26 protein-coding genes are annotated in these 22,585 nt (G+C 56.9%); 4 read left to right on the forward strand and 22 right to left on the reverse strand.

Annotated features, from left to right (window positions below; genetic code table 11):
• Positions 1–75: 75 nt before the first annotated feature.
• From ucpA to ABVN44_RS16620, 5 genes are all read right to left on the reverse strand, one after another.
• Positions 76–867: an SDR family oxidoreductase UcpA gene (gene ucpA / locus ABVN44_RS16600; protein ID WP_000517460.1), complete on the reverse strand. Its 792-nt coding sequence runs from the start codon at positions 865–867 to the stop codon at positions 76–78.
• 237 nt (positions 868–1,104) lie between these two features.
• A complete protein-coding gene (gene yfeX / locus ABVN44_RS16605; RefSeq protein ID WP_000084583.1) occupies positions 1,105–2,004 on the reverse strand; it encodes a porphyrinogen peroxidase in 900 nt (299 codons plus the stop codon).
• A gap of 94 nt (positions 2,005–2,098) precedes the next feature.
• Positions 2,099–2,674: an RpoE-regulated lipoprotein gene (locus ABVN44_RS16610; protein ID WP_000838968.1), complete on the reverse strand. Its 576-nt coding sequence runs from the start codon at positions 2,672–2,674 to the stop codon at positions 2,099–2,101.
• A gap of 61 nt (positions 2,675–2,735) precedes the next feature.
• A complete protein-coding gene (locus tag ABVN44_RS16615; protein ID WP_000842940.1) occupies positions 2,736–3,185 on the reverse strand; it encodes a DUF2919 domain-containing protein in 450 nt (149 codons plus the stop codon).
• A complete protein-coding gene (locus ABVN44_RS16620; protein WP_000406008.1) occupies positions 3,172–3,597 on the reverse strand; it encodes a GNAT family acetyltransferase in 426 nt (141 codons plus the stop codon). Before ABVN44_RS16620 ends, ABVN44_RS16615 begins: the two co-directional genes overlap by 14 nt.
• A 212-nt stretch (positions 3,598–3,809) precedes the next feature.
• Between ABVN44_RS16620 and amiA the strand changes: the two genes are divergently transcribed.
• The 4 genes from amiA to ABVN44_RS16640 all read left to right on the forward strand — a co-directional run bounded on the left by amiA (position 3,810) and on the right by ABVN44_RS16640 (position 7,337).
• A complete protein-coding gene (gene amiA, locus ABVN44_RS16625; protein ID WP_000102880.1) occupies positions 3,810–4,679 on the forward strand; it encodes an N-acetylmuramoyl-L-alanine amidase AmiA in 870 nt (289 codons plus the stop codon).
• 2 nt (positions 4,680–4,681) lie between these two features.
• The gene (gene hemF, locus ABVN44_RS16630) at positions 4,682–5,581 is read left to right on the forward strand and encodes an oxygen-dependent coproporphyrinogen oxidase (RefSeq protein ID WP_001619258.1); all 900 of its coding nucleotides are present in this window, start codon (positions 4,682–4,684) and stop codon (positions 5,579–5,581) included.
• Between the two features lie 20 nt (positions 5,582–5,601).
• Positions 5,602–5,931, forward strand: coding sequence for a hypothetical protein (locus ABVN44_RS16635; RefSeq protein WP_001194342.1), 330 nt, complete (start codon positions 5,602–5,604; stop codon positions 5,929–5,931).
• Positions 5,932–6,059: 128 nt separating this feature from the next.
• Entirely contained in the window at positions 6,060–7,337 is a 1,278-nt protein-coding gene (locus ABVN44_RS16640; protein ID WP_031619489.1) for a DUF1963 domain-containing protein, read from the forward strand.
• Between the two features lie 265 nt (positions 7,338–7,602).
• Here the strand turns inward: ABVN44_RS16640 and eutR are convergent, their stop codons facing one another.
• The 17 genes from eutR to eutS form a co-directional block, all read right to left on the reverse strand.
• Entirely contained in the window at positions 7,603–8,655 is a 1,053-nt protein-coding gene (eutR, locus tag ABVN44_RS16645) for an HTH-type transcriptional regulator EutR (RefSeq protein ID WP_023232241.1), read from the reverse strand.
• Between the two features lie 47 nt (positions 8,656–8,702).
• A complete protein-coding gene (eutK, locus tag ABVN44_RS16650) occupies positions 8,703–9,197 on the reverse strand; it encodes an ethanolamine utilization microcompartment protein EutK (protein WP_000606266.1) in 495 nt (164 codons plus the stop codon).
• A 12-nt stretch (positions 9,198–9,209) separates the two neighbouring features.
• On the reverse strand, positions 9,210–9,869 hold the full coding sequence (eutL, locus tag ABVN44_RS16655; protein WP_001111056.1) for an ethanolamine utilization microcompartment protein EutL: 660 nt from the start codon (positions 9,867–9,869) through the stop codon (positions 9,210–9,212).
• 9 nt (positions 9,870–9,878) lie between these two features.
• The gene (gene eutC, locus ABVN44_RS16660) at positions 9,879–10,775 is read right to left on the reverse strand and encodes an ethanolamine ammonia-lyase subunit EutC (RefSeq protein WP_000372344.1); all 897 of its coding nucleotides are present in this window, start codon (positions 10,773–10,775) and stop codon (positions 9,879–9,881) included.
• Positions 10,776–10,793: 18 nt separating this feature from the next.
• Positions 10,794–12,155, reverse strand: coding sequence for an ethanolamine ammonia-lyase subunit alpha (eutB, locus tag ABVN44_RS16665; RefSeq protein ID WP_000769990.1), 1,362 nt, complete (start codon positions 12,153–12,155; stop codon positions 10,794–10,796).
• An 11-nt stretch (positions 12,156–12,166) separates the two neighbouring features.
• Complete coding sequence (gene eutA, locus ABVN44_RS16670) at positions 12,167–13,570, reverse strand: ethanolamine ammonia-lyase reactivating factor EutA (RefSeq protein ID WP_023232239.1); 1,404 nt, start codon at positions 13,568–13,570, stop codon at positions 12,167–12,169.
• Positions 13,567–14,793, reverse strand: a complete 1,227-nt coding sequence (gene eutH / locus ABVN44_RS16675; protein WP_023232238.1) for an ethanolamine utilization protein EutH — start codon at positions 14,791–14,793, stop codon at positions 13,567–13,569. The genes eutA and eutH overlap by 4 nt, the downstream gene beginning before the upstream one ends.
• A gap of 119 nt (positions 14,794–14,912) precedes the next feature.
• Complete coding sequence (gene eutG / locus ABVN44_RS16680) at positions 14,913–16,100, reverse strand: ethanolamine utilization ethanol dehydrogenase EutG (protein ID WP_001147501.1); 1,188 nt, start codon at positions 16,098–16,100, stop codon at positions 14,913–14,915.
• Positions 16,090–16,929: an ethanolamine utilization protein EutJ gene (gene eutJ / locus ABVN44_RS16685; protein ID WP_000929675.1), complete on the reverse strand. Its 840-nt coding sequence runs from the start codon at positions 16,927–16,929 to the stop codon at positions 16,090–16,092. Before eutJ ends, eutG begins: the two co-directional genes overlap by 11 nt.
• A gap of 10 nt (positions 16,930–16,939) precedes the next feature.
• Complete coding sequence (locus tag ABVN44_RS16690; protein ID WP_001075640.1) at positions 16,940–18,343, reverse strand: aldehyde dehydrogenase family protein; 1,404 nt, start codon at positions 18,341–18,343, stop codon at positions 16,940–16,942.
• Between the two features lie 11 nt (positions 18,344–18,354).
• The gene (gene eutN / locus ABVN44_RS16695; protein WP_001522340.1) at positions 18,355–18,642 is read right to left on the reverse strand and encodes an ethanolamine utilization microcompartment protein EutN; all 288 of its coding nucleotides are present in this window, start codon (positions 18,640–18,642) and stop codon (positions 18,355–18,357) included.
• A 112-nt stretch (positions 18,643–18,754) separates the two neighbouring features.
• Positions 18,755–19,045, reverse strand: a complete 291-nt coding sequence (gene eutM, locus ABVN44_RS16700) for an ethanolamine utilization microcompartment protein EutM (RefSeq protein WP_000387716.1) — start codon at positions 19,043–19,045, stop codon at positions 18,755–18,757.
• A gap of 40 nt (positions 19,046–19,085) precedes the next feature.
• Complete coding sequence (gene pta, locus ABVN44_RS16705) at positions 19,086–20,102, reverse strand: phosphate acetyltransferase (RefSeq protein WP_000582927.1); 1,017 nt, start codon at positions 20,100–20,102, stop codon at positions 19,086–19,088.
• Positions 20,099–20,902, reverse strand: a complete 804-nt coding sequence (eutT, locus tag ABVN44_RS16710; protein WP_000997656.1) for an ethanolamine utilization cob(I)yrinic acid a,c-diamide adenosyltransferase EutT — start codon at positions 20,900–20,902, stop codon at positions 20,099–20,101. The genes pta and eutT overlap by 4 nt, the downstream gene beginning before the upstream one ends.
• Positions 20,899–21,588 carry an ethanolamine utilization acetate kinase EutQ gene (gene eutQ / locus ABVN44_RS16715; RefSeq protein ID WP_000733862.1) on the reverse strand — a complete coding sequence of 230 codons (690 nt, stop codon included), beginning with the start codon at positions 21,586–21,588 and terminating at the stop codon, positions 20,899–20,901. The genes eutT and eutQ overlap by 4 nt, the downstream gene beginning before the upstream one ends.
• Positions 21,566–22,045 carry an ethanolamine utilization acetate kinase EutP gene (eutP, locus tag ABVN44_RS16720; RefSeq protein WP_000820751.1) on the reverse strand — a complete coding sequence of 160 codons (480 nt, stop codon included), beginning with the start codon at positions 22,043–22,045 and terminating at the stop codon, positions 21,566–21,568. The genes eutQ and eutP overlap by 23 nt, the downstream gene beginning before the upstream one ends.
• A gap of 12 nt (positions 22,046–22,057) precedes the next feature.
• Positions 22,058–22,393 carry an ethanolamine utilization microcompartment protein EutS gene (gene eutS / locus ABVN44_RS16725; RefSeq protein ID WP_001031445.1) on the reverse strand — a complete coding sequence of 112 codons (336 nt, stop codon included), beginning with the start codon at positions 22,391–22,393 and terminating at the stop codon, positions 22,058–22,060.
• Positions 22,394–22,585: the final 192 nt, after the last annotated feature.

A 22,585-nucleotide genomic window follows, 5' to 3' on the forward strand; every position in this document is an offset into this window, starting at 1 on the left:
GTTTGATGATTTGAAAGTTGAAAAGGGAATAAGAGAATCCCTCCCCACGCGGCGCGGGGAGGAGACCGGCATCAATCAGACGCCTACGCTTACGCTTTCAGGCAGGGTACTGCCGCCATCAATGACGTTTTGCGTTCCGGTAAGATAGCTGGACTCATCGGAAGCCAGAAATGCCGCCAGTTCCCCTACTTCCAGCGGATCGGCAAGGCGGCGTAGCGGAATGGCTTTTGCCATTTCCGTTAATACCGATTCCGGATCGTCAGGGTTAGACTGACGGGCAATGCTTTCCGCCATCGGCGTTCTTACATAACCGGGGCAAATGGCATTCACACGAATACCGGACTGCGCATACTCTACCGCCAGCGATTTGGTTAAACCGACAATGGCGGCTTTTGACAGCGCATAGGCCGTTTCACCCGGGTCCGCCACCATATCTCCCGTGACGGAAGACATCATCACAATGCGGCCATCTTTACGTTTAATCATCTCCGGCAGGACGGCTTTGGTGACGTTCCAGACACCTTTAATATTAATATCAATGTGGAAATCGCGATCTTCTTCACTCATATCGAGGAAGTTGCCCAGACGGCACACGCCAGCGTTATTCACCAAAATATCAATTCTACCTTCAGTCTCTTTGGCGCGCGCAACCGCCGCCTGCACCGAAGCAAAATCTCTGACGTCAGCCTTAACGGCAGTGCAGCGATGCCCGCGCCCGCCCAGCTCATCCGCCAGCTTTTCAATCTCATCGGAGATATCCAGCAAGATTAAGTTCGCGCCGTGGCGTGCGAATACGCGAGCGATCCCTTCGCCAATGCCCTGCGATGCGCCCGTAATCAATGCTGTCTTGCCCGTGAGTTTACCCATTTTCAATGTCTCCTTTTGAATATGGAGTCTTACACTCCATTAACACTGAAAATACAGTAATAACAAATAAGTGCTGAGGAATAGCTCACTAATTCAGGTAAATATTAGGTAAAAAAATCCCCGCGGAGGCGGGGATGGGCATTTTTATGCTGTTCTGCCTGATGGCGCTGCGCTTATCAGGCCTACCAATCGTAGGTCGAATAAAGCGTTTGCGCTGCCATCCGACAGGGTTTTACCTTATAGCGCTAACAGGCGATCCAGCGACGGCGCAAAATAGTAGCCGCCAGTCACCGGTTTGGTGAAGCGCAGCATCGCGTCGCGTTTACCGTCGGTATCGCCGAACATACTCAGAAGCTGCTGTTCGATATTGTGCAGACGTGCGCAGTAAGCGCAGAAATAGAGACCATGAGTACCGCTGGCGGTGCCGTATGGCAGGCTCTGGCGCACAATCTTCAGCCCTTTGCCATCTTCTTTGAGATCGACGCGGCTCAGGTGAGACGTTGCCGGACGCGCATCGCCGTCAATCTCTTCATTGGCTTCTTTGGTACGCCCGATCATCATCTCCTGATCGTGAATACTCATCCGGTTAAGTTGCTTGAGATTGTGTTCCCAACGCTGCACGAACACATAACTGCCGCCTGCATCCACGCCATCTTTGATCACCGCCACTTCACGGCGCGTCTCTTCGCCTGCCGGGTTCTCTGTCCCGTCGACAAAGCCGCTCAGATCGCGTTCTTCCACCCAACGGAAGCCGTGAACTTCTTCTTTCACGTCGATACAGTCGCCAAAGGCTTCCATCGCCGCCTGGGCAACAGAAAAATTCACATCGTGGCGCAGAGAAAGGATATGGATCAGCACGTCATACTGCGTGGCCGGCGCCAGCCCTTTACCATAAGGAATAAAATCTTTCAGTTCTTCCGCCCCGACGCCGCCGCTCAGGGCGCGCCAGGTGTTGTTGCCAAACGCCACAACGGCCCCAAGATGGGCGTCCGGAAATTTGACTTCGAAGGTCGCCAGTTTATCGGCAAATGTTCTGCTGGCCGCGCGCAGGGCGTCCAGGTCGCCTTTCACATTGGCTTCAATCCAAATTGCCGCACGGCAATGTTCCGGCAAAATGCCACTTTGAACCTGAGACATGATTCCTCCTGAAAATGAGAATGCCACGCAGTCGTGGCATTAATGGAGGCTATTTTACCTTGTTTTTAAGCGAAGCGGTTTGTTCAGGCGCAAATTAACGACGCCAGATAATTTTGCGCACGTCCCAGTTTTTTAAGACGTCATCAGGAGGCATTAAGCCTTCCGGTCCGCTCCACTCGCCGGAGAAAACATAGCTAATATGCTGACTTCCCTCGGCTTTACATTCGACGCTGGTATGGCTATCGCTGGAAACCGGCTCGCAGTGACCAAACGCTTTGCTGTAAAGGTCGCTAAACGGCGTACCGATTTTGCCCCCCGCGGCGGTTGGGATATCGCTGTCCAGCACATCAATACGGCTCACGGTTCCCTGCTCGCCGTTGATCACCATCGCGACATTGTCGCCCTTCATCGCTTCGAAAAAGCGCACCACGTTGCCGTTATCGGTTTTCATACCGCTACGCAGGCGATAATCGCCATCTAATGCCTCTGCAATAGCCGGCTCTTCCAGCGGCGTGGCGGCGGTCAGCGCTCCCACGCCTTGCTCAGTGACTTCTGTCGAGGAACCAAACCAGTTCCACGGATTTGCGGCAGACCAGTTGACCGAGGAGAGCGTCGAGCAGCCGGTCAGCGCCAGCGGCAGTGCGAGTAAAGTCAAACGCAGCGATTTCATCTCACTTCCTTTCTTTTATTAATTAACGTTGGTTGGAGTGCGGGTTCGCCAAAAAGTGCCGTTATTCTTTCTCAAGGGAAAAACAGGCACGCAAACGTTGATTGGTTAACAGCCAGATCAGCGCGACGATGTCCGCCAGCAGCAGCGCCAGCCCGACGCCGTTGACCGGGTCGCCACCCAGCCACATCACCGGCAGCCAGCACAACGACACCAGTTGAGCAAGGATCAGGAGTCCGCGCAGCCAGCGCCACACACCAGGAACCGCTTCACGCCGCCCGCTGAGTAAAAATGCCACTACCGCCGGAACGCCGGGCAACAGCCCCAGCCAAAAATTGTCATGGTCGGGATAAAAAAAGTTTAACAAAGTATTACCCTGTCCACGGGATGAACCGGCAATGACAAAGAGTACCCAGGCGCGCGCCTGAAGTAGCAGTACGCACCAGAACAGAAACGGCAGGCGTAAACGTCCGTGTACATCATAATCGGCTGGATGAAACTCAGTACTCTTCATCTTCAATCAGGCGTTTACCCAAACTTAGGGCGTCAGAATGCTCATACCCCAGACGTTCATACATGCCCAGCACAACGTCGTTATCATCACGCACCATAATTTGGATTTTCGGACACCCGCGAGCGATGAGTTTTTTTTCCAGCCGGTTAAGCAACGCATTCGCAATGCCGCGCCCGCGGAACTCCGGGTGAACGCCCAAGTAATACGCCGAGCCGCGATGCCCGTCATAACCGCCCATTACCGTACCGACGACTTCGCCGCTAACTTCCGCAACGAGGAACAAGCTGACATCGTGATTCACCTTGCGTTCAATATCCATTTCAGGATCGTTCCATGGACGCAGCAGGTCGCAACGCTCCCAGAGGGTAATCACCTCTTCGAAATCTTCCTGGCGAAAAACGCGTATTTCCATGGTATTCGTTGCCTTTTCGGGTGGAAAAACCAAGATTATGGCGCAAACATCTGATTCAGCCAATATCTGACGCGATGTAGCGGAAAAAATGGCATAATGGCGATGTGTCACGTATTGAAATGAAAAGTAAAACAATTCTCATCACCAACCGTCGTAACGGATTACGCGATACGATATAACATCTTGAACTTAATTTTCACAACTCAGGCCGTATGAGCACTTTTAAACTCCTAAAAACTCTCACTTCGCGCCGCCAGGTACTTAAAACAGGTCTGGCGGCCCTGACGCTGTCAGGTATGTCGCACGCAATAGCCAAAGAAGAAACGCTAAAAACCAGTAATGGTCACAGCAAACCCAAAACCAAAAAAACCGGCAGTAAACGGCTGGTGATGCTCGACCCCGGACACGGCGGCATCGATACCGGCGCGATTGGCCGCAACGGTTCTCAGGAAAAACACGTCGTGCTGGCAATTGCCAAAAACGTACGCGCTATTTTGCGAAATCACGGAATCGATGCGCGTTTAACCCGGACAGGGGATACCTTTATTCCGCTGTACGATCGGGTGGAAATCGCCCATAAGCACGGCGCGGATCTGTTTATGTCCATTCATGCCGATGGTTTTACCAATCCGAAAGCGGCGGGCGCTTCCGTTTTTGCGCTTTCCAACCGCGGGGCCAGTAGCGCCATGGCGAAGTATCTCTCCGAGCGTGAAAACCGCGCGGACGAAGTGGCGGGTAAAAAAGCCACTGACCGGGATCATCTATTACAACAAGTTTTGTTTGATCTGGTGCAAACCGATACGATTAAAAACAGTCTGACGCTGGGTTCGCATATTCTCAAGAAAATCAAACCCATACATAAATTACACAGCCGCACTACCGAACAAGCGGCTTTCGTGGTGCTAAAATCACCGTCAATTCCGTCGGTGCTGGTTGAAACCTCGTTTATTACCAATCCGGAAGAAGAACGCCTGCTGGGCACGACGGCGTTTCGCCAGAAAATCGCTACGGCGATCGCCAACGGCATCATCAGTTATTTTCACTGGTTTGATAACCAGAAAGCGCACACGAAGAAACGGTAATCATGAAACCCGATGCACATCACGTAAAACAGTTTCTGCTACGCCTGCAGGATGATATTTGCCAAACGTTATCCGCTGTGGATGGCGCAAACTTTGTCGAAGATAGCTGGCGACGCGAAGCGGGCGGCGGCGGACGCAGCCGGGTATTACGCAACGGCGGGATTTTCGAACAGGCGGGCGTTAATTTCTCTCACGTTCACGGCGATGCAATGCCCGCGTCCGCCACCGCGCATCGGCCAGAACTGGCCGGGCGTAGTTTTGAAGCGATGGGCGTATCGCTGGTGGTGCATCCGCACAATCCGTATATTCCCACCAGCCATGCTAACGTGCGCTTTTTTATTGCCGAAAAACCGGGCGCCGATCCGGTGTGGTGGTTTGGCGGCGGGTTCGATTTAACGCCCTACTACGGCTTTGAAGAGGATGCCGTTCACTGGCACCGCACCGCCCGCGACCTGTGCCAGCCGTTTGGCGACGATGTGTATCCGCGCTATAAAAAGTGGTGCGATGACTACTTTTTCCTCAAGCATCGTAACGAGCAGCGCGGTATCGGCGGCCTGTTTTTTGACGATTTGAATACGCCGGATTTCGACTACTGCTTCGCCTTTATGCAGGCGGTCGGCAACGGCTACACCGAGGCGTATTTACCGATTGTCGAACGACGCAAAGCGATGGTCTGGGGAGAGCGGGAGCGTAATTTTCAACTTTATCGCCGCGGGCGCTACGTGGAGTTCAATCTGGTGTGGGACAGAGGCACCCTGTTTGGTCTGCAAACCGGCGGGCGCACTGAATCTATCCTGATGTCGATGCCGCCGCTGGTGCGCTGGGAGTACGACTGGCAGCCAGAAGCGGGTAGCCCGGAAGCGGCGCTGAGCGAGTTTATTCAGGTACGCGACTGGATTTAGCTTATTTATAAAGTAAAACAATGCAAACAAATACACGGAAAGTAGTAACCAGTGACGCCAAATGGCATCCCCATCTGGGTATAAGTTTTATTGGCTGCCTGCTTGCCATTACGCTAGAAATATATTTTGAAGAAAGAATATTCATCCCTCATAGCGGAGGGGTGAGCTTCGGTCTGATCGTGCTTCTGGTTATCAATATGGTGACCATCCCTGTGGTCATGGCCCTGATAGCATTACTCTGCTTTATTATTCATATTCCGCGTAAAAGCGTTAACTGTATCTTGCTATGCATACTGGCATGTATTCTGACGATAGCCGGTTTGTTTATCGCCTATCCGGTTGGTCGTTGAGTAAAAGTAGGCTCGTAGAAATAAACGAGTTCATTGTAGATAAAGAATTCGGATAACCGCCCGCTGCCGTTATCATTAGTAAAACAGTACAGTAAGCACTCGTAGAATTTGCAGTGGAGCACTACCACATGGACGAGCGTATTCCTTGTAAAAACCCGCAATGCTCACATTTCATCCTGCCAGCAACGGCTGCCCGCACGGAGGGCTATTGCATGCCCTGCGTCCAGGCGCGCTATCGGCAAGAGCAGGAAGAATATATCCGGAAAAACAGAAAAACGATCGACGCGTTCAGTGGCATTACTAACCCTGTTGAAATGCTTAAACTCGTTCATGAACCCCGGGAACACGATCCGTTAATCGAGTGGATTCCCTGCCCCATTCCGACCGATGAGCTTTACAAAAAGCTCTCCGATGATGAAAGCCGCGACATGGTCGATTATGCAGAAGAATTATTTGATTCCGGATGGCAGGAGGAAGCTCAGGAAATTGCGCTGTGCCTGGCGGCATTTACCCAGGCCAATCTGGATAATTTCCTGCGCCAGGTAATAAATGAAGAAGAACTGGAGCTCTCTTCACCCCTACCTTTTCACCGTGCGCCGCCTGACGTACGCGACGCGCTTTTGCAGAAGGTGGAAACCGATGACGAAAACCGTGACGGCATTCTTTGCGCCCTGGCCTGGATTGGCGATGAGGTTGTCGTTGAGCATTTTAACCGCTGGCGCCAGGAACCACCTGCGTGGAGTGCTTCACTTCATATCCTCCCTCATCGCTATGCTCACCAGGCGGGATGGGAGCTCACTGAAAATGGCCGCAGGCGCGATCTTTACTTTACGCAATGTACCCATCTGGTAAAACAGGCACCTGAACAGCCTGCCGTTTTTCGCGCCGTCGCAGAATATGGTGAAAACTGCCCACACTGTTCCCTGCCGCTAATCAATCTGTTTGAGGTTGCGCCGAGCGCCGTCGGCCTCAGCACGCAGGGTTGGCCCGGTCAAATTCGTATTCTGACCTGTCAGTGTTGTACGGCATATAACACCGTTTTCGCCACCGTCGATCCGCAAGGCCAGCCGCGATGGTACGAAAAAAATGCGCTCTCGACGCTGGCGGTGGAGAATTCCTCTGACTGGATAACGCTACCGCTTGATGTTCTGCACCCCGGGGAATCCCGTTTGCCGCTATTCGCTGCTGAAATATTTTTACCCACCACCTTCTCACAGCTCGGCGGCCATCCCGCATGGGTTCAGGATGCAGACTATCCCACGTGCCCAACGTGCACGCAAACGATGATGTTTCTTGCGCAGCTAAGCTATGAAGATATCGAGGAAGAGGAATATGCGGAAGGAATGCTTTATGGGTTTATCTGCCCCTCCTGCCAAACAACGGCAACGTCTTATCAGCAAACATAAACGCTCATCCTCATGATCTGATGACAAAACTGTTTTGCACGTTGTGCGCGCTTCCCCGGAGGCGGCTGGCGCCTTGTCCGGGCTACCAACCACAGACAGCAGCGAATCCGTAGGCCCGGTAAGGCGCCAGCCGGGGGCGGGCCCGTGGTCCGGGCCACAAACCCCCCCCCCCCCCCCCCCCGCCGCCCCCCCCCCCCCCCCCCCGCCACCGGGCAATTCCCGACACGCGCACGTTATCAGCAACCGGAGAGCCTACCCATCAATATCAAGCCCATTGCCGCATCCGTTGATGCAGCGTCAACGACGGTTTTTCAGCAAATAATTGCTGATAATCGGTGGCAAATTGCCCCAGATGCCAGAATCCCCACTGCATCGCGGCATCTTTGACCGTGGCGCTCTGCGACCACGGGCTAATCAGTTCCCGGCGTACTGCGTTTAAGCGAATACGTTTCAGCCACGCATTGGGGCCAATGCCCAAAATGGCGTGAAACGCATTTTGCAGCGTGCGACGGCTTACGTGTAGCTGATTACATAAGTCGAGCACCGTCAGCGGCTCCGACATATTTTCCAGCACATATTCCCGCGCCCGCGACAGTAGCCTACGATATCCCTGATGGCTGATGCTTTCAGCGCTATGAATCGGCTTCGCCTCTTCCAGCATCGTGCCCATCGCCAGCAACAAATTATCACTCAAGACCTTACGCACCGCAGGTTGATGCAGGGTTTCAGGACTCTCGCTAAAGGTGGCCAGCGCCTGCTGCACAAAGCCCCACAGCGCCGCTTTATGCTGCTCTTTTACCTCCAGCGCTAACTGGTTACGCAGCATATGCAGCACCCTTTCCGGGTTATGCAAAAACGTGGCCTGACGGGAAATAACATCTTCCGAGATAACGACGCCCAGAATGGTGTAATTATCCGGCGTGCTCAGTTCAAACTCGGTGCCTCCCGGTCGGGTGGCAATCTCGGCGCTGCCGAGCCCCTGCGCGCCGATAAATCCCTGTTCGCCGCGCGTCGCCGGAATACCAAACCAGAAAGAGTTTGGCCAAACCAGACACGACTGACGCAGCGCCAGGCCGGTGTATTCACGGAACACCTGAATCTCATCAAGCAGGATTTCCGTGAACTCGCCATGAAATTTACCCGGGTGTAACTGATCGTAGATCTGCTGCCAGGCGGTGATAGTCAGAGCATGTTCATAGACATCCGTCGTCCGTCGCTGATGAACATTGTCCACCTCGACTCTGGGCGTAAGTTTAACGTCTTCGGGTAACGCTTCATGATAAAGATGGTGCAAATTCGCTGTACGGGTCTTTTTCATGATCTTCTATGCCGGACGCCCGCCAGGACGCCCGGCCCTCCGACAGATTAATTTTTGATGCGATAGCGACTACTGCGTTTACGCAACGCTCCGTCAGAAAAGAGTTGTTCCAGCACGTTTCTGGCCTGCTCCAGCGGCCAGCCAAAATGCGCGGCAACCTCTCCCGCCGTCATTCCCTGGCGTACTGATGCCAGCAGCGCCAGTAACGCTTCAGCGAACTCAGGCGTTGCGGGTACCTGAGGCGCTTTCTCAGTCGGCGTTGTCGCACGCGCAAACCCGCCAATCAGCCACTGGGTGTCCTCTTCCGGACGACCAATTTCTTTGCGGCTAATCACACGGCCTGTGCGCTGCGCGGCGGCGCTTCCGGCATCCAGCGCCGCACGACACGCCGCCAGATCGCCCTCCACCACCAGCGTTAGCCTGCCAGGGTCGAGCACTTGATGACTGAGCAAACGCACGTTGGCCGCTTTCAGCATGGCATCCGCCGCATCGACGGCGGCGACCATTCCGTCCACTTCCAGTAATCCCAGGGCATTGATCATTGGCAGCCTCCGTTACGCACGCTGGACAGGGTTACGGGCGATATCCAGCACGGCGTCGGTAAAGGCGTTGCAGGCGGCTTTACACGCGGCCTGGCTTCCCGTTAAGAACGCGGCCGAATAGTTGGTTTCCGACGGCGGCGGCACGTAAGTCACCAGCTGAACGTCAGCGGATTTCATCGCCGCGTCAATGCCGAATGTCGCTTCCAGCGGCGGCGCCACCAGGTAGGCCATTGGATCGCCCAGCGCGATACCTGCGGTAGACGAGAGGTACGAGCCGGTACGCGAAACCACATGCGCCAGGAATGCGGTATTTTCCGCATCGTTCGCCCACTGGAACGCCGCGCCGTTTTCAATGCTGGCGACCATTGCATCCAGACCGGCGCGCACTTCCGCCGGGTTCGGTCCGCCCAGCATAATCAACACCTCACCAGCGGTAGGCGACGGCCCGTGAGCCGCCCCGGCATAGAGGGAGCGGCCATAGACCACTTCCACCATCGCCTGTTTTGTCGCTTCGTCAGCGGCAATATAGGTCACATCATCAGAATCTGCCGTGATGAGTCCGAGACTACGTATATGTGGCGGTAATTTAAGTTCCCGCGCAAAGCCGTCATTCACGGAGGCAATCACGCGCATGGCAGTCACTGAAGGTCGAATTAAATCTAATGCAGGCATGATGTCTCCTTAACGGGTCATGTTGATGCCGGACGCTTTCTGCTCCAGCATCCGTTTGGCCAAATCCACAATCACGGCGGCGGCTTCTACTGGCGGCGTCCCCCCCTGATGAATGTTTGAAATACAGGTTCTGTCGGCCTCGACGGTGGTCGCCACGCGCGGGGAATAGACCGCGTAGCAGGAAAGGCTTTCCGACTGCCCCAGCCCCGGACGTTCGCCCACCAGCAGGATGACGACCTTCGCGCCGAGAATTTCGCCAATCTGATCTTCAATCTTCACACGGCCATAGCGCACAAAGAACGGCGTGCCGACGTTCAGCCCGGCCTGCTTCAGACCAGCAAGCAGCGGCGGCAGGATCTCTTCATAGTTGGCGGTGATCGCATCCGTAGAGAGGCCATCGGAGACCACTACCTGCACATCCGGGTTCATCACGCACTGCGACTTCAGCGCGTCAATGGCTTCCGGGCTCAGGCGACGCCCCATATCCGGGCGCGTCAGGTACAGGTTTTTGTCGCTGATCTCCGAACGCACTTCCAGCAGCCCTTGCGCTTTTACCCACTCTTCCGGCACTTCTTTGAGCACGGTGTCTTTCGAACGGGAGTGATCCGCCAGGAAGCGCAACAGCGCCTGGGTACGTGGACGTGGGCCAGCGCGCCCGGTACATACACGAGCAGCGGTACTGCGACGCAGTTCGGTCAGCACGTCCGCACGATGCGGATTCTCGACGCCAATCCAGGCTTTTGCCTCTGCGGAACCTAAATCCAGCGCGCAGCTTTCGGTCACCGTCGGCGCAGCACACTGCGGCTTTGCGCCTGCCTGCGTTGACGGCGCGACGGGCTGCGGTACGTCCTGTCCCATTGACGCCATCACGCTACGTACAATTTCTTCAATCTGTTTTTGATCCATGGTGTTATCCCCGCGTCATCAGAAGAACAGTGACGGATCGCCCGCCCGTTTGGTCAGACGACCATTTGCCATAATGCCCATCGTTTCCAGCCAGCGTTCAAACTCCGGCGATGGCCGTAAATTCAGCAACTGACGGACGGTGGCGGTATCGTGGAAAGCGGTGGTCTGGTAGTTGAGCATGATGTCGTCGCCGAGCGGCATCCCCATGATGTAGTTACAGCCGGCAGTGGCGAGCAGAATCATCAGGTTTTCGTTAAGGTTCTGGTCGGCGTCGGCATGGTTGGTATAGCAGCAGTCGCAGCCCATGGAGATGCCGCTCAGCTTGCCCATAAAGTGATCTTCGAGACCGGCGCGGATAATCTGCCTGTCGTTGTAGAGATACTCCGGCCCGATAAAGCCCACCACGGTGTTCACCAGGAACGGATCGTAGTGGCGAGCCAGCCCGTAGTTACGCGCTTCCATCGTCACCTGGTCGGCACCAAAGTTCGCGCCAGCAGAGAGCGCAGACCCTTGCCCGGTTTCAAAGTACAGGCAGTTTTCCCCGGCGATGCGGTTGAACTCCGCCCCCACGGCCCGCGCTTCATCGAGCATCGCCAGCTCGACGCCGAACTCTTTTAAGCCCTTCTCGCTGCCGCAAATGCTCTGGAAAATCAGTCCGCCCGGCGCGCCGCGGCGAATCGCTTCAATCTGGGTGGTGACGTGCGCCAGCACGCAGCCCTGGGTCGGAATATTGAATTTATCGATAACGCCGTAAACGGTGTCGAGCACGCGGGTCAGGTTCTCCACGTCATCGGTCACCGGGTTAACACCGATCACCGCATCGCCTGCGCCGAAAGAAAGCCCTTCGTAGATTTGCGCGGCGATACTCTGTACATCGTCACGGGTATCGTTCGGCTGCAAACGACAGCTAAAGGTGCCCGGAATACCGATGGTGGTATTGGCTTTTTTGATCACCGGCATTTTCTTGCCGCCGTAGATCAGGTCGGCGTTGGAGCAGATTTTCGCCACTGCCGCCACCACTTCGGAGGTCAGGCCTTTGCGGGTAAACGCGATGTCGTCCACGGAGGTTTCATCGCTCAGTACGTATTCGCGCAGTTCGCTGATGCTCCAGTTTTTAATCCGGTTATAGGCCGTTTCGTTGACGTCGTCCTGAATCAGGCGCGTCACGCAATCCTCTTCATAGGCAATCACCGGATTGTTGCGGATATCCGCCACCGTCATTTCCGACAGTACCTGTTTTGCCGCTACGCGCTCCTGCGAACTTGCCGCGGCAACCCCGGCCAGCACATCCCCCGAACGCAGTTCGTTGGCTTTAGCCAGTACCTCTTTTACATCCTTAAACTGATAAACATTGCCGAACAATGTGGTCTTTAGTTTCATAAGTCGTTCCCTCAGGAAGGAAATGCGAGTGATTTCACCGTCACCGGCACAACCGATCCGCCAAAAAGAGGCGTACCAATGTCGATATAGTCTCCCGCCCGCACGACCACCTCATCGATGACCGCCAGCGGAAGTTGCGGTAACTGTGGGCGCAATAACATGCCCAGCGCTTTACCAAAATCCTGCTCGGCCACCACCAGCAGGGGATGTGGATTGGGATAACGCGCGACAAAAGCCGTCAGCGCGTTGATGACCGTGATTAATGCGGCGTAACGCACCGGGAGCGTGGCGGGAAGCGCCAGCACGTAAGCGTCGGTTTGCGGGTCGAGATCAAGCTGGAGAAGCGCCTGCCGCCAGGCGTTCACCAGATCGGCGTCATCCTGCGGGATCGCCACCGGCAGGTTGCGCAGCGGCAGTTGGACGTCTTCCAGCCAGATAGTACTGCCGGAAAGCGAGAGCGTATGGGCCCCAGCGCCAATCACCGTGGCGCGCACGGTTTGCGCCGGAAACTGCACGTTCATCTCGCGCAGACGCGGGTGCTCATGCAGCGCGGTCGCCAGCAGCGGTCCAATGTCAGAAAAGCAGAACGGATCGGCAGGCTGATGGCGATAGCACTCGCCCACCCCGCCGGAAAGAGTGATCACCTCCGGCGTAATATCGGCGGGCAGCAGCCCGGTTTGCATCAGCGATTGCGCCAGCGGCGAAAGCGCGCCGGTGATAACCTCGACGATGAGATCCGCCATCCGCCGCGCCACCTGCCCCAACTGTGCGGCAGCTAAGGCGCGAGCATCAGTACCCGAACCGAATACCTCATCGATAATCATCTGCCCCGGCTGATGGGCATAAACCACGCGCCCCTGAGCGTCGGTTTCCAGCAGACGACCACCGACGTTAAGGCAGGCGGTGCCGCTGACTTTTCCCGCGTCAAACAGCGCGTAGTTAGACGTGCCGCCGCCGATATCAATATTCAGCACCCGGCACATCCGCTGCTCAGACAAGCTTTGCGCTCCGGCGCCGTGACCGGCAATGACTGATTCCAGATGCGGCCCGGCGCTGGCGACCACAAAGTCGCCCAGCGACTGCGAGAGCGCCATGACCGCCGGACGGGCGTTGCGGGTTTTGGCGCTTTCGCCGGTGATAATGATAGCCCCTGAGTCCACCGATTCAGGCGCGATGCCTGCGGCCTGATACTGGGCCAGAATCAGCGCTTTAAGTTCGGCCTCTTTCAGACCGCCCTGCTTATCCACGGGCGTAAAGAAGACCGGGCTTTGCCAGCTAATGTCGCGTTTGATGAATTCGTAGCGCGGCACCTGCGACACCGCCGCACGGTTAACCAACTCCAGGCGCGAGAAGATCACCTGCGTGGTGGTGGTGCCGATATCGATACCGACGCTCAGTAGCTGGCGAGTGTTCACGATTGCGCCTCCGCTTCGGTTTTCACCTGGGCGGCGTCATCTTTCGGCACCAGCATCATCGCCACGCCAATCGCCGTCACGCCGCCGATCAGCTTGCCGACAATCATCGGGAAGATCATGGCGTTCATATTCGCGGCGGCGAAGCCTAAATGGTCGCCCAGCGCGAACGCCGCAGAGACGGCAAATGCGCAGTTAATCACTTTGCCGCGGGTATCCATCTGCTTCATCATGCCGAACATGGGGATATTGTTCGCCAGGGTCGCTACCATGCCTGCCGCCGCAATATTATTTACGTTCAGCAGTTTACCGACATTCATCAACGGTTTTTCAAACCAGCGGGTCAGTAACAGCACCATCGGATACGCGCCAAGCAGCACGCAGGAGATAGAGCCGATCACTTCAATGGCGCGCATCACTTCGCCGGGCTTGTCGCCTGGCGCCATAAAGATCGGGTCGAGTCCCGGAATCAACTCCCAACCCAACAGGAATTTAACCACCGCAGCCGCCAGACCGATGGTGATCAGCGCCACCAGAAATTTGGCGAAAATCTGGAAACCGTTGATCATTTTTTCCGGGATGAACTTCAGCCCCAGCGCTACCAGCACCGCGACGATCAATACCGGGATCATGTTCATCAGGATCAGCGCGAAGGTAAACTCCACTGGCTGACCATTGATCTGCACGCCTGAGTACATGGCGATCAATCCCCCCGCAATGCAGCCAATGGGAATGGTGACGATACCCGCCAGTACGCCAAGCGCCAGGTAGCGGCGGTCAGACGGTTCGATAATGCCGAGCGCCACCGGAATGGAGAACACAATGGTCGGTCCCATCATCGACCCAAGTATTAACCCTGAGTATAGCCACGCCGCGACATCACCGCCGGCCAGCTCTTTGGCGAGGAAGAATCCGCCCATATCACAGGCCAGTAGCGTACCCGCGAACATGGATGGGTTCGCGCCCAGCATTTCGTATACCGGGATAATAACCGGCCCCAGTACATGCGCCAGCACCGGCGCCAGCGCGGTCATACCGACCATCGCCAGTCCCAGCGCGCCCATCGCCATAAAGCCCTCTTCAAACTGGCCGCCAGACCCCTCGATACTCCTGCCGAATTTACCGAGAAAGCGCGCCGACCCGCCGAACTGTGACAGGATTCTGTCCACGGCGGCAATCAGCATAAAGAACATCATGATGTACATGATGATTTCGTTAATTCCCATAGCCCTTACTCCCTGCCATTTATGATTTGTAGGCCGGATAAGACGTTTACGTCGCCTCCGGCATTAACGCCGTGTTATTGCCGGATGGCGGTGCGAGCACCTTATCCGGCCTACAGGCATTACCCGGCAGCCGCGTACAGGTCGATAATCTGTGCCTGTGTGGCGGTGCGTGGGTTACTGCGCAGACAAATATCCTCCAGCGCGGCTTGCGCCCACGCGCTGTAGTGTTCGGGTTTGGCGCCAGCGTCAGCCAGCCGTTTGCTCTGCCCTACTTCGGCAATCAGCTCGCTCACCGCCGCAATCGCATCGCGATCGTCCGATTTCTTATTGGTTAGCGCCCGACCGATTTGACTGAAGCGTTCGCGGCATACCATCCGGTTAAAGCCCATGACCGTTGGCAGCAGCATGGCGTTGGCCTGGCCGTGCGGAATATGCAGCGCCGCCCCTGGCTGGTGCGCCATCGCATGACACAGCCCCAGACCAGCGCTGGAAAAGGCCATTCCCGCCATACAGGAGGCCAGTAACATATTTTCACGCGCCGCCAGATCGTGGCCGTAACCCACGGCTTTCGGCAGCGATTTGCCAATCATCGCTATCGCGCCAATCGCCAGGCTGTCGGTAAACGGCGTGGCGTTGAGCGCGCTGTAGGCCTCAATCGCATGCGTCAACGCATCGATACCGGTCATTGCCGTCACGTTTGGCGGAACGCCTTCGGTCACGGCAGCATCAAGAATCGCCACGTCCGGCATTAGTGACGCGTGTGCCAGTACCTGCTTGCGCCCGCTGACCGCGTCGATAATCACCGTTACGTTGGTGGTTTCAGAACCGGTTCCGGCGGTGGTCGGCACCGCAATCAGCGGCAGACGCGGGCGTAATGTACTGTGCTCGGTCATGGCGCTCAGCGTCTGGTCAGGGTTAGTCACCAGCAGGGCGACCGCTTTCGCCGCGTCCAGCACCGAACCACCGCCAAAGGCCACTACGCCGTCGCACGCCGCCTCACGCAGTTGCGCCACCGCCGCGCAGACGTCGGTGATGCACGGCTCGCCAGGCGGACACGGCCAGACCGTCATCGCCACGCCTTTCATCGCCAGGCTGCGTGCCAGCGGCGCGGTCATTCCCGCCTGATGCAGAAAGCTGTCGACCATCACAAACAAATGGCTTACGCCTCGCGCTTGCGCTTCCTGGCCGCAGGCGCCGAGCGCCCCAAGCCCGCATAGCGTGACCGGCGGTACGCTGAACGTTTTCACCCGTTGTAGATTCAGGGTGTCGAATGCCTGAAACAGCGCCGTCTGTAGTTCAGCTTGCATAGAGTCCCTCCGCTTTCGCTCTCCCGCTGTTAGCTATCGCCAGCGGGGTCATAAACAGGCTGTGCTGCGGTAAATGCACCTGTAACTCCGGGAAACGCTGGCGAAATAACGCCTCCACGCCCGGCTGCATACAGGAACCGCCCGCCAGCCATAAATCAGCAATTCCTTGCCCTTCAATGTGGCGAGCAACGATCTCCGCCATCTTTTCGTACACCGGCTTCACTACCGGCCAAATCTCCTGCGCATTGCTGCGCTTGTACTGTTCCGCCTCTTCCAGGGGAATACGGCGGTTGCCCGCCAGCGTCAGGGAGATATGGTGCCCGCCAGTGGCTTCATCGGCGGAGTAAGTCACCTTGCCCTGTTTGACGATGGCAATGCCGGTAGTGCCGCCGCCAATATCCACCACGCCTGCATTATCAAGCGCCAGCAGATCCGCCACCGCCGTCGGTTCATCCAGTACGTGGCTGACTTCTAACCCAGCAGACTCCAGCACGTTGATCGAAATACGCGGGTCGGTGCCCGGCGGGAACGAGGTCGCCGCGTGGGTAAAGCGGCAGCCGAGCTGCTGTTCAAGGGTGTCGAGATGGCGGCGCACGAGGGTGACGGCGCCGAAGAAATCCCAGACGATGCCGTCACGCACAACGTCGGCCCAGTCAAGGCATACCGCCACCGGCTGGGCGTTGCCGTCGACCACCATCGACACCACGTCGCAGGTGCCCAAATCGACGCCCAGCCACAGCGGTGTATCGCTGGCGGCGGGCGTCTGGTTACACAGGGCCGCCGCTTTTTGCAGTCTTGGGGTGAGCCAGAGTTGTTCGTCGTGCGCCATGAGTCATCCCTTATACAATGCGAAACGCATCCACCAGCACGCATCGACGCAGCCGCACAAAGGTACGCGCGCTGGTCACCCCTTCGCCGGTTGGCGTGGTGATAGTCATGGTGGTCCAGCCTTCTCCGCCCAATCCAAGCCCGGCAATGCACGGCCCGTTTTTGACGAAAATGCTGGTGTCGATGGCGTTCGCCATCTGGTTCATGTTGTCGATATTGCGCGAGTGCATCGCCGCCGTATGGTGGCAACCGCCTTCAAGCTGAACCGCCAGGGCGATGGCTTCTTCGACGTTGGCGACCCGCACCACCGGCAGTACCGGCATCATCATTTCAGTGACGGCAAAGGGATGGTTAGCGGGCGTTTCCACAAACAGCAGGCGCGTTTGATCCGGGACGTTCAGGCCGATGGCTGCGGCGATCTTGCCCGCGTCACGACCGACCCAGTCACGGCTGACGGTGCCTTTGCCGCGCTCATCAATATTCTTCAGCAGCACCGGCTGGAGCTGTTCGGCCTGAGCGGCGGTCAGTTTCACCGCGTGCTGACCTTCCATCAGACGCATCAGCTCGTCGGCGACGCTATCCACCACAATCAGCACTTTTTCGTCAGCACAGATGATGTTGTTATCAAACGACGCGCCTTTGACGATGGATTGTGCGGCGCGCGGCAGGTCGGCGGTCTCATCCACCACCACCGGGGGATTACCGGCACCGGCGGCGATCAGGCGTTTATTAGTATGTTTACGCGCCGCGTCCACCACCGCTTCGCCGCCGGTCACCACCAGCAGGCCAATACCGGGGTACTTGAACAGCCGCTGGGCGGTTTCGATATCCGGGTTCGCCACGGTGACCAGCAAATTTTCCGGGCCACCGGCGGCGACCACCGCCTGATTGAGGAGAGTGATTGCCCGCTGAGAGACCTTTTTCGCCGCCGGATGCGGGGCAAACACGACGCTGTTGCCTGCGGCAATCAGGCTGATGGCGTTATTGATCACCGTCGCCGCCGGATTGGTGGACGGCGTGACCGAGGCCACCACGCCCCACGGCGCATTTTCAATCAATGTCAGGCCGTTATCGCCGGTCAGCACCTGCGGAGATAAACACTCGACGCCCGGCGTGCCGCGCGCCTGCGCCACGTTTTTAGCAAATTTATCGTCAACGCGTCCCATGCCGGTTTCGCTGACGGCAAGCTCCGCTAATTCTCGGGCGTGTTTTTCGCCCGCCTCGCGAATGGCATGAATGGCAAGCTGGCGCATCGCCACGCTCTTCAGCCCCTGCTGGGCCCGTTTTGCTGCCGCCACTGCGTCATCCAGGGAGGCAAAAACGCCCATCTCATGAACAGTACTGGCCGGCTGGCTGCTGTCTTTCATTTTCAGCAGTACCGCTTTCACCACCTGTTCAATATCCTGTTGATTCATGATGTTCAGTCCTATTTATGGAAAACCACTTTCCCGCCAGCCACCACTTCATCGACGATGCCAATGACGCACAGATCGACCGGTGATAATTCGCTGCGATGCGCCTGGCGTGCGGAACTGCCGCTGACCAGCAGTACCCACTCTCCGGTTCCCGCCCCGATACTGTCGATAGCGACGGCACACTGCCCGTCGGGGTTGCCCTGGGCATCGATCATTTCCACCATCAGCAATTTGTCATGCGCCAGTCCCTGATGGCGGACGGTACATACGATTTGTCCTGTGACGACTGCCAGTTTCATATCCGCCTCCATGGATTGCCCGTTGGGTCGTAGGCCTTGAATCTGCGCACCATCAGGCAATGGCGCGCATTCATGCCGGATGGCGACGCTGCGCGTCTTATCCGGCCTACCATCAAATGTTGCTGTCGCCTTTGAAGCTGATCGGGAACACTTCTTCCAGATCGCCGTGCGGGCGTGGAATCACGTGTACAGAGACCAGCTCGCCAATGCGCTGCGCCGCAGCGGCGCCAGCATCGGTTGCGGCTTTGCACGCCGCCACGTCGCCACGCACCATGGCCGTACACAGGCCACCGCCAATCTGCTTCACGCCGACCAGCTTCACGCGTGCGGCTTTTACCATCGCATCTGAGGCCTCAATCAGCGCAACCAGGCCCCGGGTTTCAATCATTCCTAATGCTTCCATCGTGTTTTCCTCTCATTAAAGGGGTCCAGAACGGGACCGTTCATTCAACCAGTGTGTGTAAGCTGCGTTCGCGGCTCACGTCAGCCTGGCGCGGCACGGCTGCCACCAACGCCAGTTCGATAATTTCCTGCACGCTACAGCCTCGGGAGAGGTCGTGAAGCGGCGCGGCAAGCCCCTGAATTAGCGGCCCAACAGCGCGATAGCCTCCCAGACGCTGAGCGATTTTGTAGCCAATATTGCCCGCCTCCAGCGACGGGAAAATCATCACGTTGGCGCGGCCTTGCAGCGGGCTGTCAGGCGCTTTTTGCGCGGCGACCTCCGGCACGAAAGCGGCGTCAAACTGCAATTCACCGTCCACAAGCAGTTGCGGCGCACGTTCGCGAACGAGCTCTGTCGCCTGCTGCACGTTGGCAACATTGGGGTGACGGGCGCTGCCGTTGCTTGAAAATGACAGCATCGCCACGCGCGGCTCTTCGCCGGTAATGGCCCGCCAGGTGTCGGCGCTGGCGATAGCGATATCCGCCAGCTGCGCCGCCGTCGGCTGCGGCACTACGCTGCAATCGGCGAACCCTAATGCCGGACCGGCATACTGCGGCAGCATCAGGAAAATAGACGACAATGTTTTGCACCCGGGTTGCAGGCCAATCACCCGCAGCCCTGCGCGCAGCACATTCGCCGTTGACGACAGGTTGCCTGCGATACACACATCAGCCTCACCGGCGCTCACCATGGCGGCAGCGAACATTAGCGGGTCGCTAAGCTTTTCCACTGCGTCCGGCGGCGTTTTTTCTCCGGCACGGGCAAGCCAGCGTTGCGCAAAACGCTGGCGCATACTCAGGTTGCTGTGTGGGTCGATGACCTGAATGCCATCCATCGCCATACGATGACTCAGGGCAAACTGACGCAGCGCAAACGGACTGGCGACCAGAACGGGGCGAGCCAGACCGTACTGTTGCAGGTAATGCGCCGCTTTCAGCACGCGTTCGTCCAGCGCATCGGGAAAGACGACTCTGGCGGGGGCGCGTACCGCCAGTTCGCGGGCGCGTTCAATGATCATGGCTTCTCTCCCAACCGTTGTTGAATTTGGGCGACCGTCAGCGGATGTTTCGCCACGCTCAAAATCATCATCACGTAAACCGTGCTGGAGAGACGGTTTAGCGCCTGTAAAATGTCCGGGCGCAAGACCTCAAAACTACGGGTAATAAACACTTGTGCGGCGAGGGTTTCCGTTTCGCGGACTTTGGTTCGCAGGAGATTAAGCAGCGCCGCATCGCGACCGTGGCTAGCCTCCGGCACCAGGTGATCGTGGTCGAGGTAGCGCAGCGGCTGGTGGGAAAGCCGATGCAGCTCATCCTCGTTCAACCCGACGATAGACTGCGCCGCCAGCGGTTCATCTATAGCGTCGGCGCGCATAATGTTGCCCAGCCGCGAGCGGATATCGAAAAGCCACGGCTGCCAGGGTTCCGCCAGTTCGATTTGTAGCCACACGGTCAGTGCGATGGCGCTGTCGAGCGCGGCGCGAAAGCCGAGGCGCGGGTCACTTTTGGCGACCATTTTGTCCGCCGTCAGATGGGTCAGCGTATCGGGCTTTTTCACCACCGGCTGGCGGCACAGTTCACAGCAGGCCTGTGGGTGCGTATCGCTACTGGTTAAGCCATGTACCGGCTGCGGCTGCTGTTCGTCATCATCGACAAACAGCCGGCCTTGCGGATCCAGAAACTTAATGCGCAGGCGACGACTTTCCAGCAGTTCCCGGGCCGAGGGCGTCAGGCGGGCATCAGCGGGCAGATGGATTTCCGATCCTTCGCTGAGCGTATGATTCGCTCTGAGCCACGTTTCGGTGATGAAATCGTTCATACGGATTGCCAGTTCGCAGGCCAGGCGACGTACAGAAAGCGCACGGACGTTGGCGTGCCAAATTCAATGCTGGAGCCTTTAGGGATGAACATGACATCTCCGGCTTTGGCAATCATGGTTTCGCCTTCATGGCGTACGTGCAATTCGCCCTCCAGCACCATGTCGATTTCGTCGTAGTTCAGCGTCCACGGGAAAAAGGCGTTGTCCCACTGCATAAACCCGGCGGCCATGCTGCTGCCATCCTGCTCTGTAACCAGATCGGTTAAGCCGACGCAGTGCGGTTCGGCGCCGTCGAAGCGGCCAAATTTCACGCTGCTGCCGTCAATGACTTTCACGCCGCCTTTACCCGTGACGGAGGTAAAGCTCGGCTGCATCGTCCCCAGTTCCAGCGACTGCTTTTCCTTCAGCACTTTTTCCATCAACTGCGCCACCAGGCTTTCAGTAAACTGCCCTTCCGGGAGCTGCGCGATGATGGCTTCCCGAATGCGCTGGCTTTCGCTTTTACACGACTGCGCCGATGTGGATGCCGGGACGGGCTCGTCGCATTCGGTAATCGTGAAGCCCAGTAGTTCCGCCACTTCGCGAGCCTCCGGGGTAATAATGCTGGCGCGCAGCACTACCGACATCGCCTGTTCGCCGCGGGCGTGGGCCGCACGAATATCGTTAGCTGTGATAAGTTTTTTCACCTGCCTCTTCCTCCTGTTCACTGAGAGCCGCCAGATAATCCACCAACTGCCGCACGCTTTGCGGGTCGTGGCCGTTGAGCTCGAAAATCGGCTCCCGGAATCCAATCTCGCAAAGCAACTGCCGCGTAGCGGCGACGTCGGCATCCGGCATGTCCGTTTTGCTGATAACGGCGATATGTCGTTTACGGGTTCCAACATCCAATAACCCGGCAGGTAAGCGACTTTCTTTATCGTTTGCCGCGTGGACATAAATCAGCGTGTCCACATCCTGCAACGTGGTAATTAAGGCGTGATACCAACGGGGATGGCTAAAATATTCACCCGGCGTATCGATATCGCCATGATCATTAAATTCCACGGCCTGCGTTTTTCTGGCGAGGGAATAATTTCCCCGTAACGCGTTAAAAAGCGTTGTTTTTCCGGCACCGACCGCGCCGACAAAAGCAATACGTTTCATTACCGCCACCAATTAACTTTTTGTTAACTCACACAGGGTAAAGTTTAATAATCGCCCCAGCCCGCTGACCGTCTGTAATAGCGCTTCTTCTACTGCGCCGACGGTGCCATAAATCACCAGCGCGCCGCTAAATCTGTCGAGAAAACCGATGTGTACATCCGCAGCCTTCATCGCTAAATCGCCAGCGATCATGGCCGTCTCCCCCGGCGTTAAGGTCATAATGCCAATCGCGCCGGCATCGGGAACGCCGATCTTTTTCGCCAGTTCTTCACCAGGGTGCGCAATGAGATGCGCCAGCGTGACCTGTTTGCCCGGCACAAATTCCTGAATAATGCGTTCTTTATTCATTGCTCACCGTCTCCACTGAAACTGCCGTCATCGTGGCAATTTTTTGTCGGAGTAAATAACAAAATTCGGCAAGGTGATGTAAAAGGTGAGGTAGATCACTAAGAGAAAGAAAATAAAAGGGACTTCTGTCGAAGGTGTTAACGATAAATATCGTGGTGCATCACATTTTCAGGCGTCATTCTGAATTTAAGC

The sequence above is a fragment of the Salmonella sp. SJTUF15570 genome (genome assembly GCF_043357055.1).
Classification (GTDB): domain Bacteria; phylum Pseudomonadota; class Gammaproteobacteria; order Enterobacterales; family Enterobacteriaceae; genus Salmonella; species Salmonella enterica.

What these genes read in the sequence shown, in the direction of transcription:
- ucpA (WP_000517460.1), bottom strand. Translation starts at nt 867, where the DNA reads ATGGGTAAACTCACGGGCAAGACAGCATTGATTACGGGCGCATCGCAG.
- yfeX (WP_000084583.1), bottom strand. Translation starts at nt 2,004, where the DNA reads ATGTCTCAGGTTCAAAGTGGCATTTTGCCGGAACATTGCCGTGCGGCA.
- ABVN44_RS16610 (WP_000838968.1), bottom strand. Translation starts at nt 2,674, where the DNA reads ATGAAATCGCTGCGTTTGACTTTACTCGCACTGCCGCTGGCGCTGACC.
- ABVN44_RS16615 (WP_000842940.1), bottom strand. Translation starts at nt 3,185, where the DNA reads ATGAAGAGTACTGAGTTTCATCCAGCCGATTATGATGTACACGGACGT.
- ABVN44_RS16620 (WP_000406008.1), bottom strand. Translation starts at nt 3,597, where the DNA reads ATGGAAATACGCGTTTTTCGCCAGGAAGATTTCGAAGAGGTGATTACC.
- amiA (WP_000102880.1), top strand. Translation starts at nt 3,810, where the DNA reads ATGAGCACTTTTAAACTCCTAAAAACTCTCACTTCGCGCCGCCAGGTA.
- hemF (WP_001619258.1), top strand. Translation starts at nt 4,682, where the DNA reads ATGAAACCCGATGCACATCACGTAAAACAGTTTCTGCTACGCCTGCAG.
- ABVN44_RS16635 (WP_001194342.1), top strand. Translation starts at nt 5,602, where the DNA reads ATGCAAACAAATACACGGAAAGTAGTAACCAGTGACGCCAAATGGCAT.
- ABVN44_RS16640 (WP_031619489.1), top strand. Translation starts at nt 6,060, where the DNA reads ATGGACGAGCGTATTCCTTGTAAAAACCCGCAATGCTCACATTTCATC.
- eutR (WP_023232241.1), bottom strand. Translation starts at nt 8,655, where the DNA reads ATGAAAAAGACCCGTACAGCGAATTTGCACCATCTTTATCATGAAGCG.
- eutK (WP_000606266.1), bottom strand. Translation starts at nt 9,197, where the DNA reads ATGATCAATGCCCTGGGATTACTGGAAGTGGACGGAATGGTCGCCGCC.
- eutL (WP_001111056.1), bottom strand. Translation starts at nt 9,869, where the DNA reads ATGCCTGCATTAGATTTAATTCGACCTTCAGTGACTGCCATGCGCGTG.
- eutC (WP_000372344.1), bottom strand. Translation starts at nt 10,775, where the DNA reads ATGGATCAAAAACAGATTGAAGAAATTGTACGTAGCGTGATGGCGTCA.
- eutB (WP_000769990.1), bottom strand. Translation starts at nt 12,155, where the DNA reads ATGAAACTAAAGACCACATTGTTCGGCAATGTTTATCAGTTTAAGGAT.
- eutH (WP_023232238.1), bottom strand. Translation starts at nt 14,793, where the DNA reads ATGGGAATTAACGAAATCATCATGTACATCATGATGTTCTTTATGCTG.
- eutG (WP_001147501.1), bottom strand. Translation starts at nt 16,100, where the DNA reads ATGCAAGCTGAACTACAGACGGCGCTGTTTCAGGCATTCGACACCCTG.
- eutJ (WP_000929675.1), bottom strand. Translation starts at nt 16,929, where the DNA reads ATGGCGCACGACGAACAACTCTGGCTCACCCCAAGACTGCAAAAAGCG.
- ABVN44_RS16690 (WP_001075640.1), bottom strand. Translation starts at nt 18,343, where the DNA reads ATGAATCAACAGGATATTGAACAGGTGGTGAAAGCGGTACTGCTGAAA.
- eutN (WP_001522340.1), bottom strand. Translation starts at nt 18,642, where the DNA reads ATGAAACTGGCAGTCGTCACAGGACAAATCGTATGTACCGTCCGCCAT.
- eutM (WP_000387716.1), bottom strand. Translation starts at nt 19,045, where the DNA reads ATGGAAGCATTAGGAATGATTGAAACCCGGGGCCTGGTTGCGCTGATT.
- pta (WP_000582927.1), bottom strand. Translation starts at nt 20,102, where the DNA reads ATGATCATTGAACGCGCCCGCGAACTGGCGGTACGCGCCCCCGCCAGA.
- eutT (WP_000997656.1), bottom strand. Translation starts at nt 20,902, where the DNA reads ATGAACGATTTCATCACCGAAACGTGGCTCAGAGCGAATCATACGCTC.
- eutP (WP_000820751.1), bottom strand. Translation starts at nt 22,045, where the DNA reads ATGAAACGTATTGCTTTTGTCGGCGCGGTCGGTGCCGGAAAAACAACG.
- eutS (WP_001031445.1), bottom strand. Translation starts at nt 22,393, where the DNA reads ATGAATAAAGAACGCATTATTCAGGAATTTGTGCCGGGCAAACAGGTC.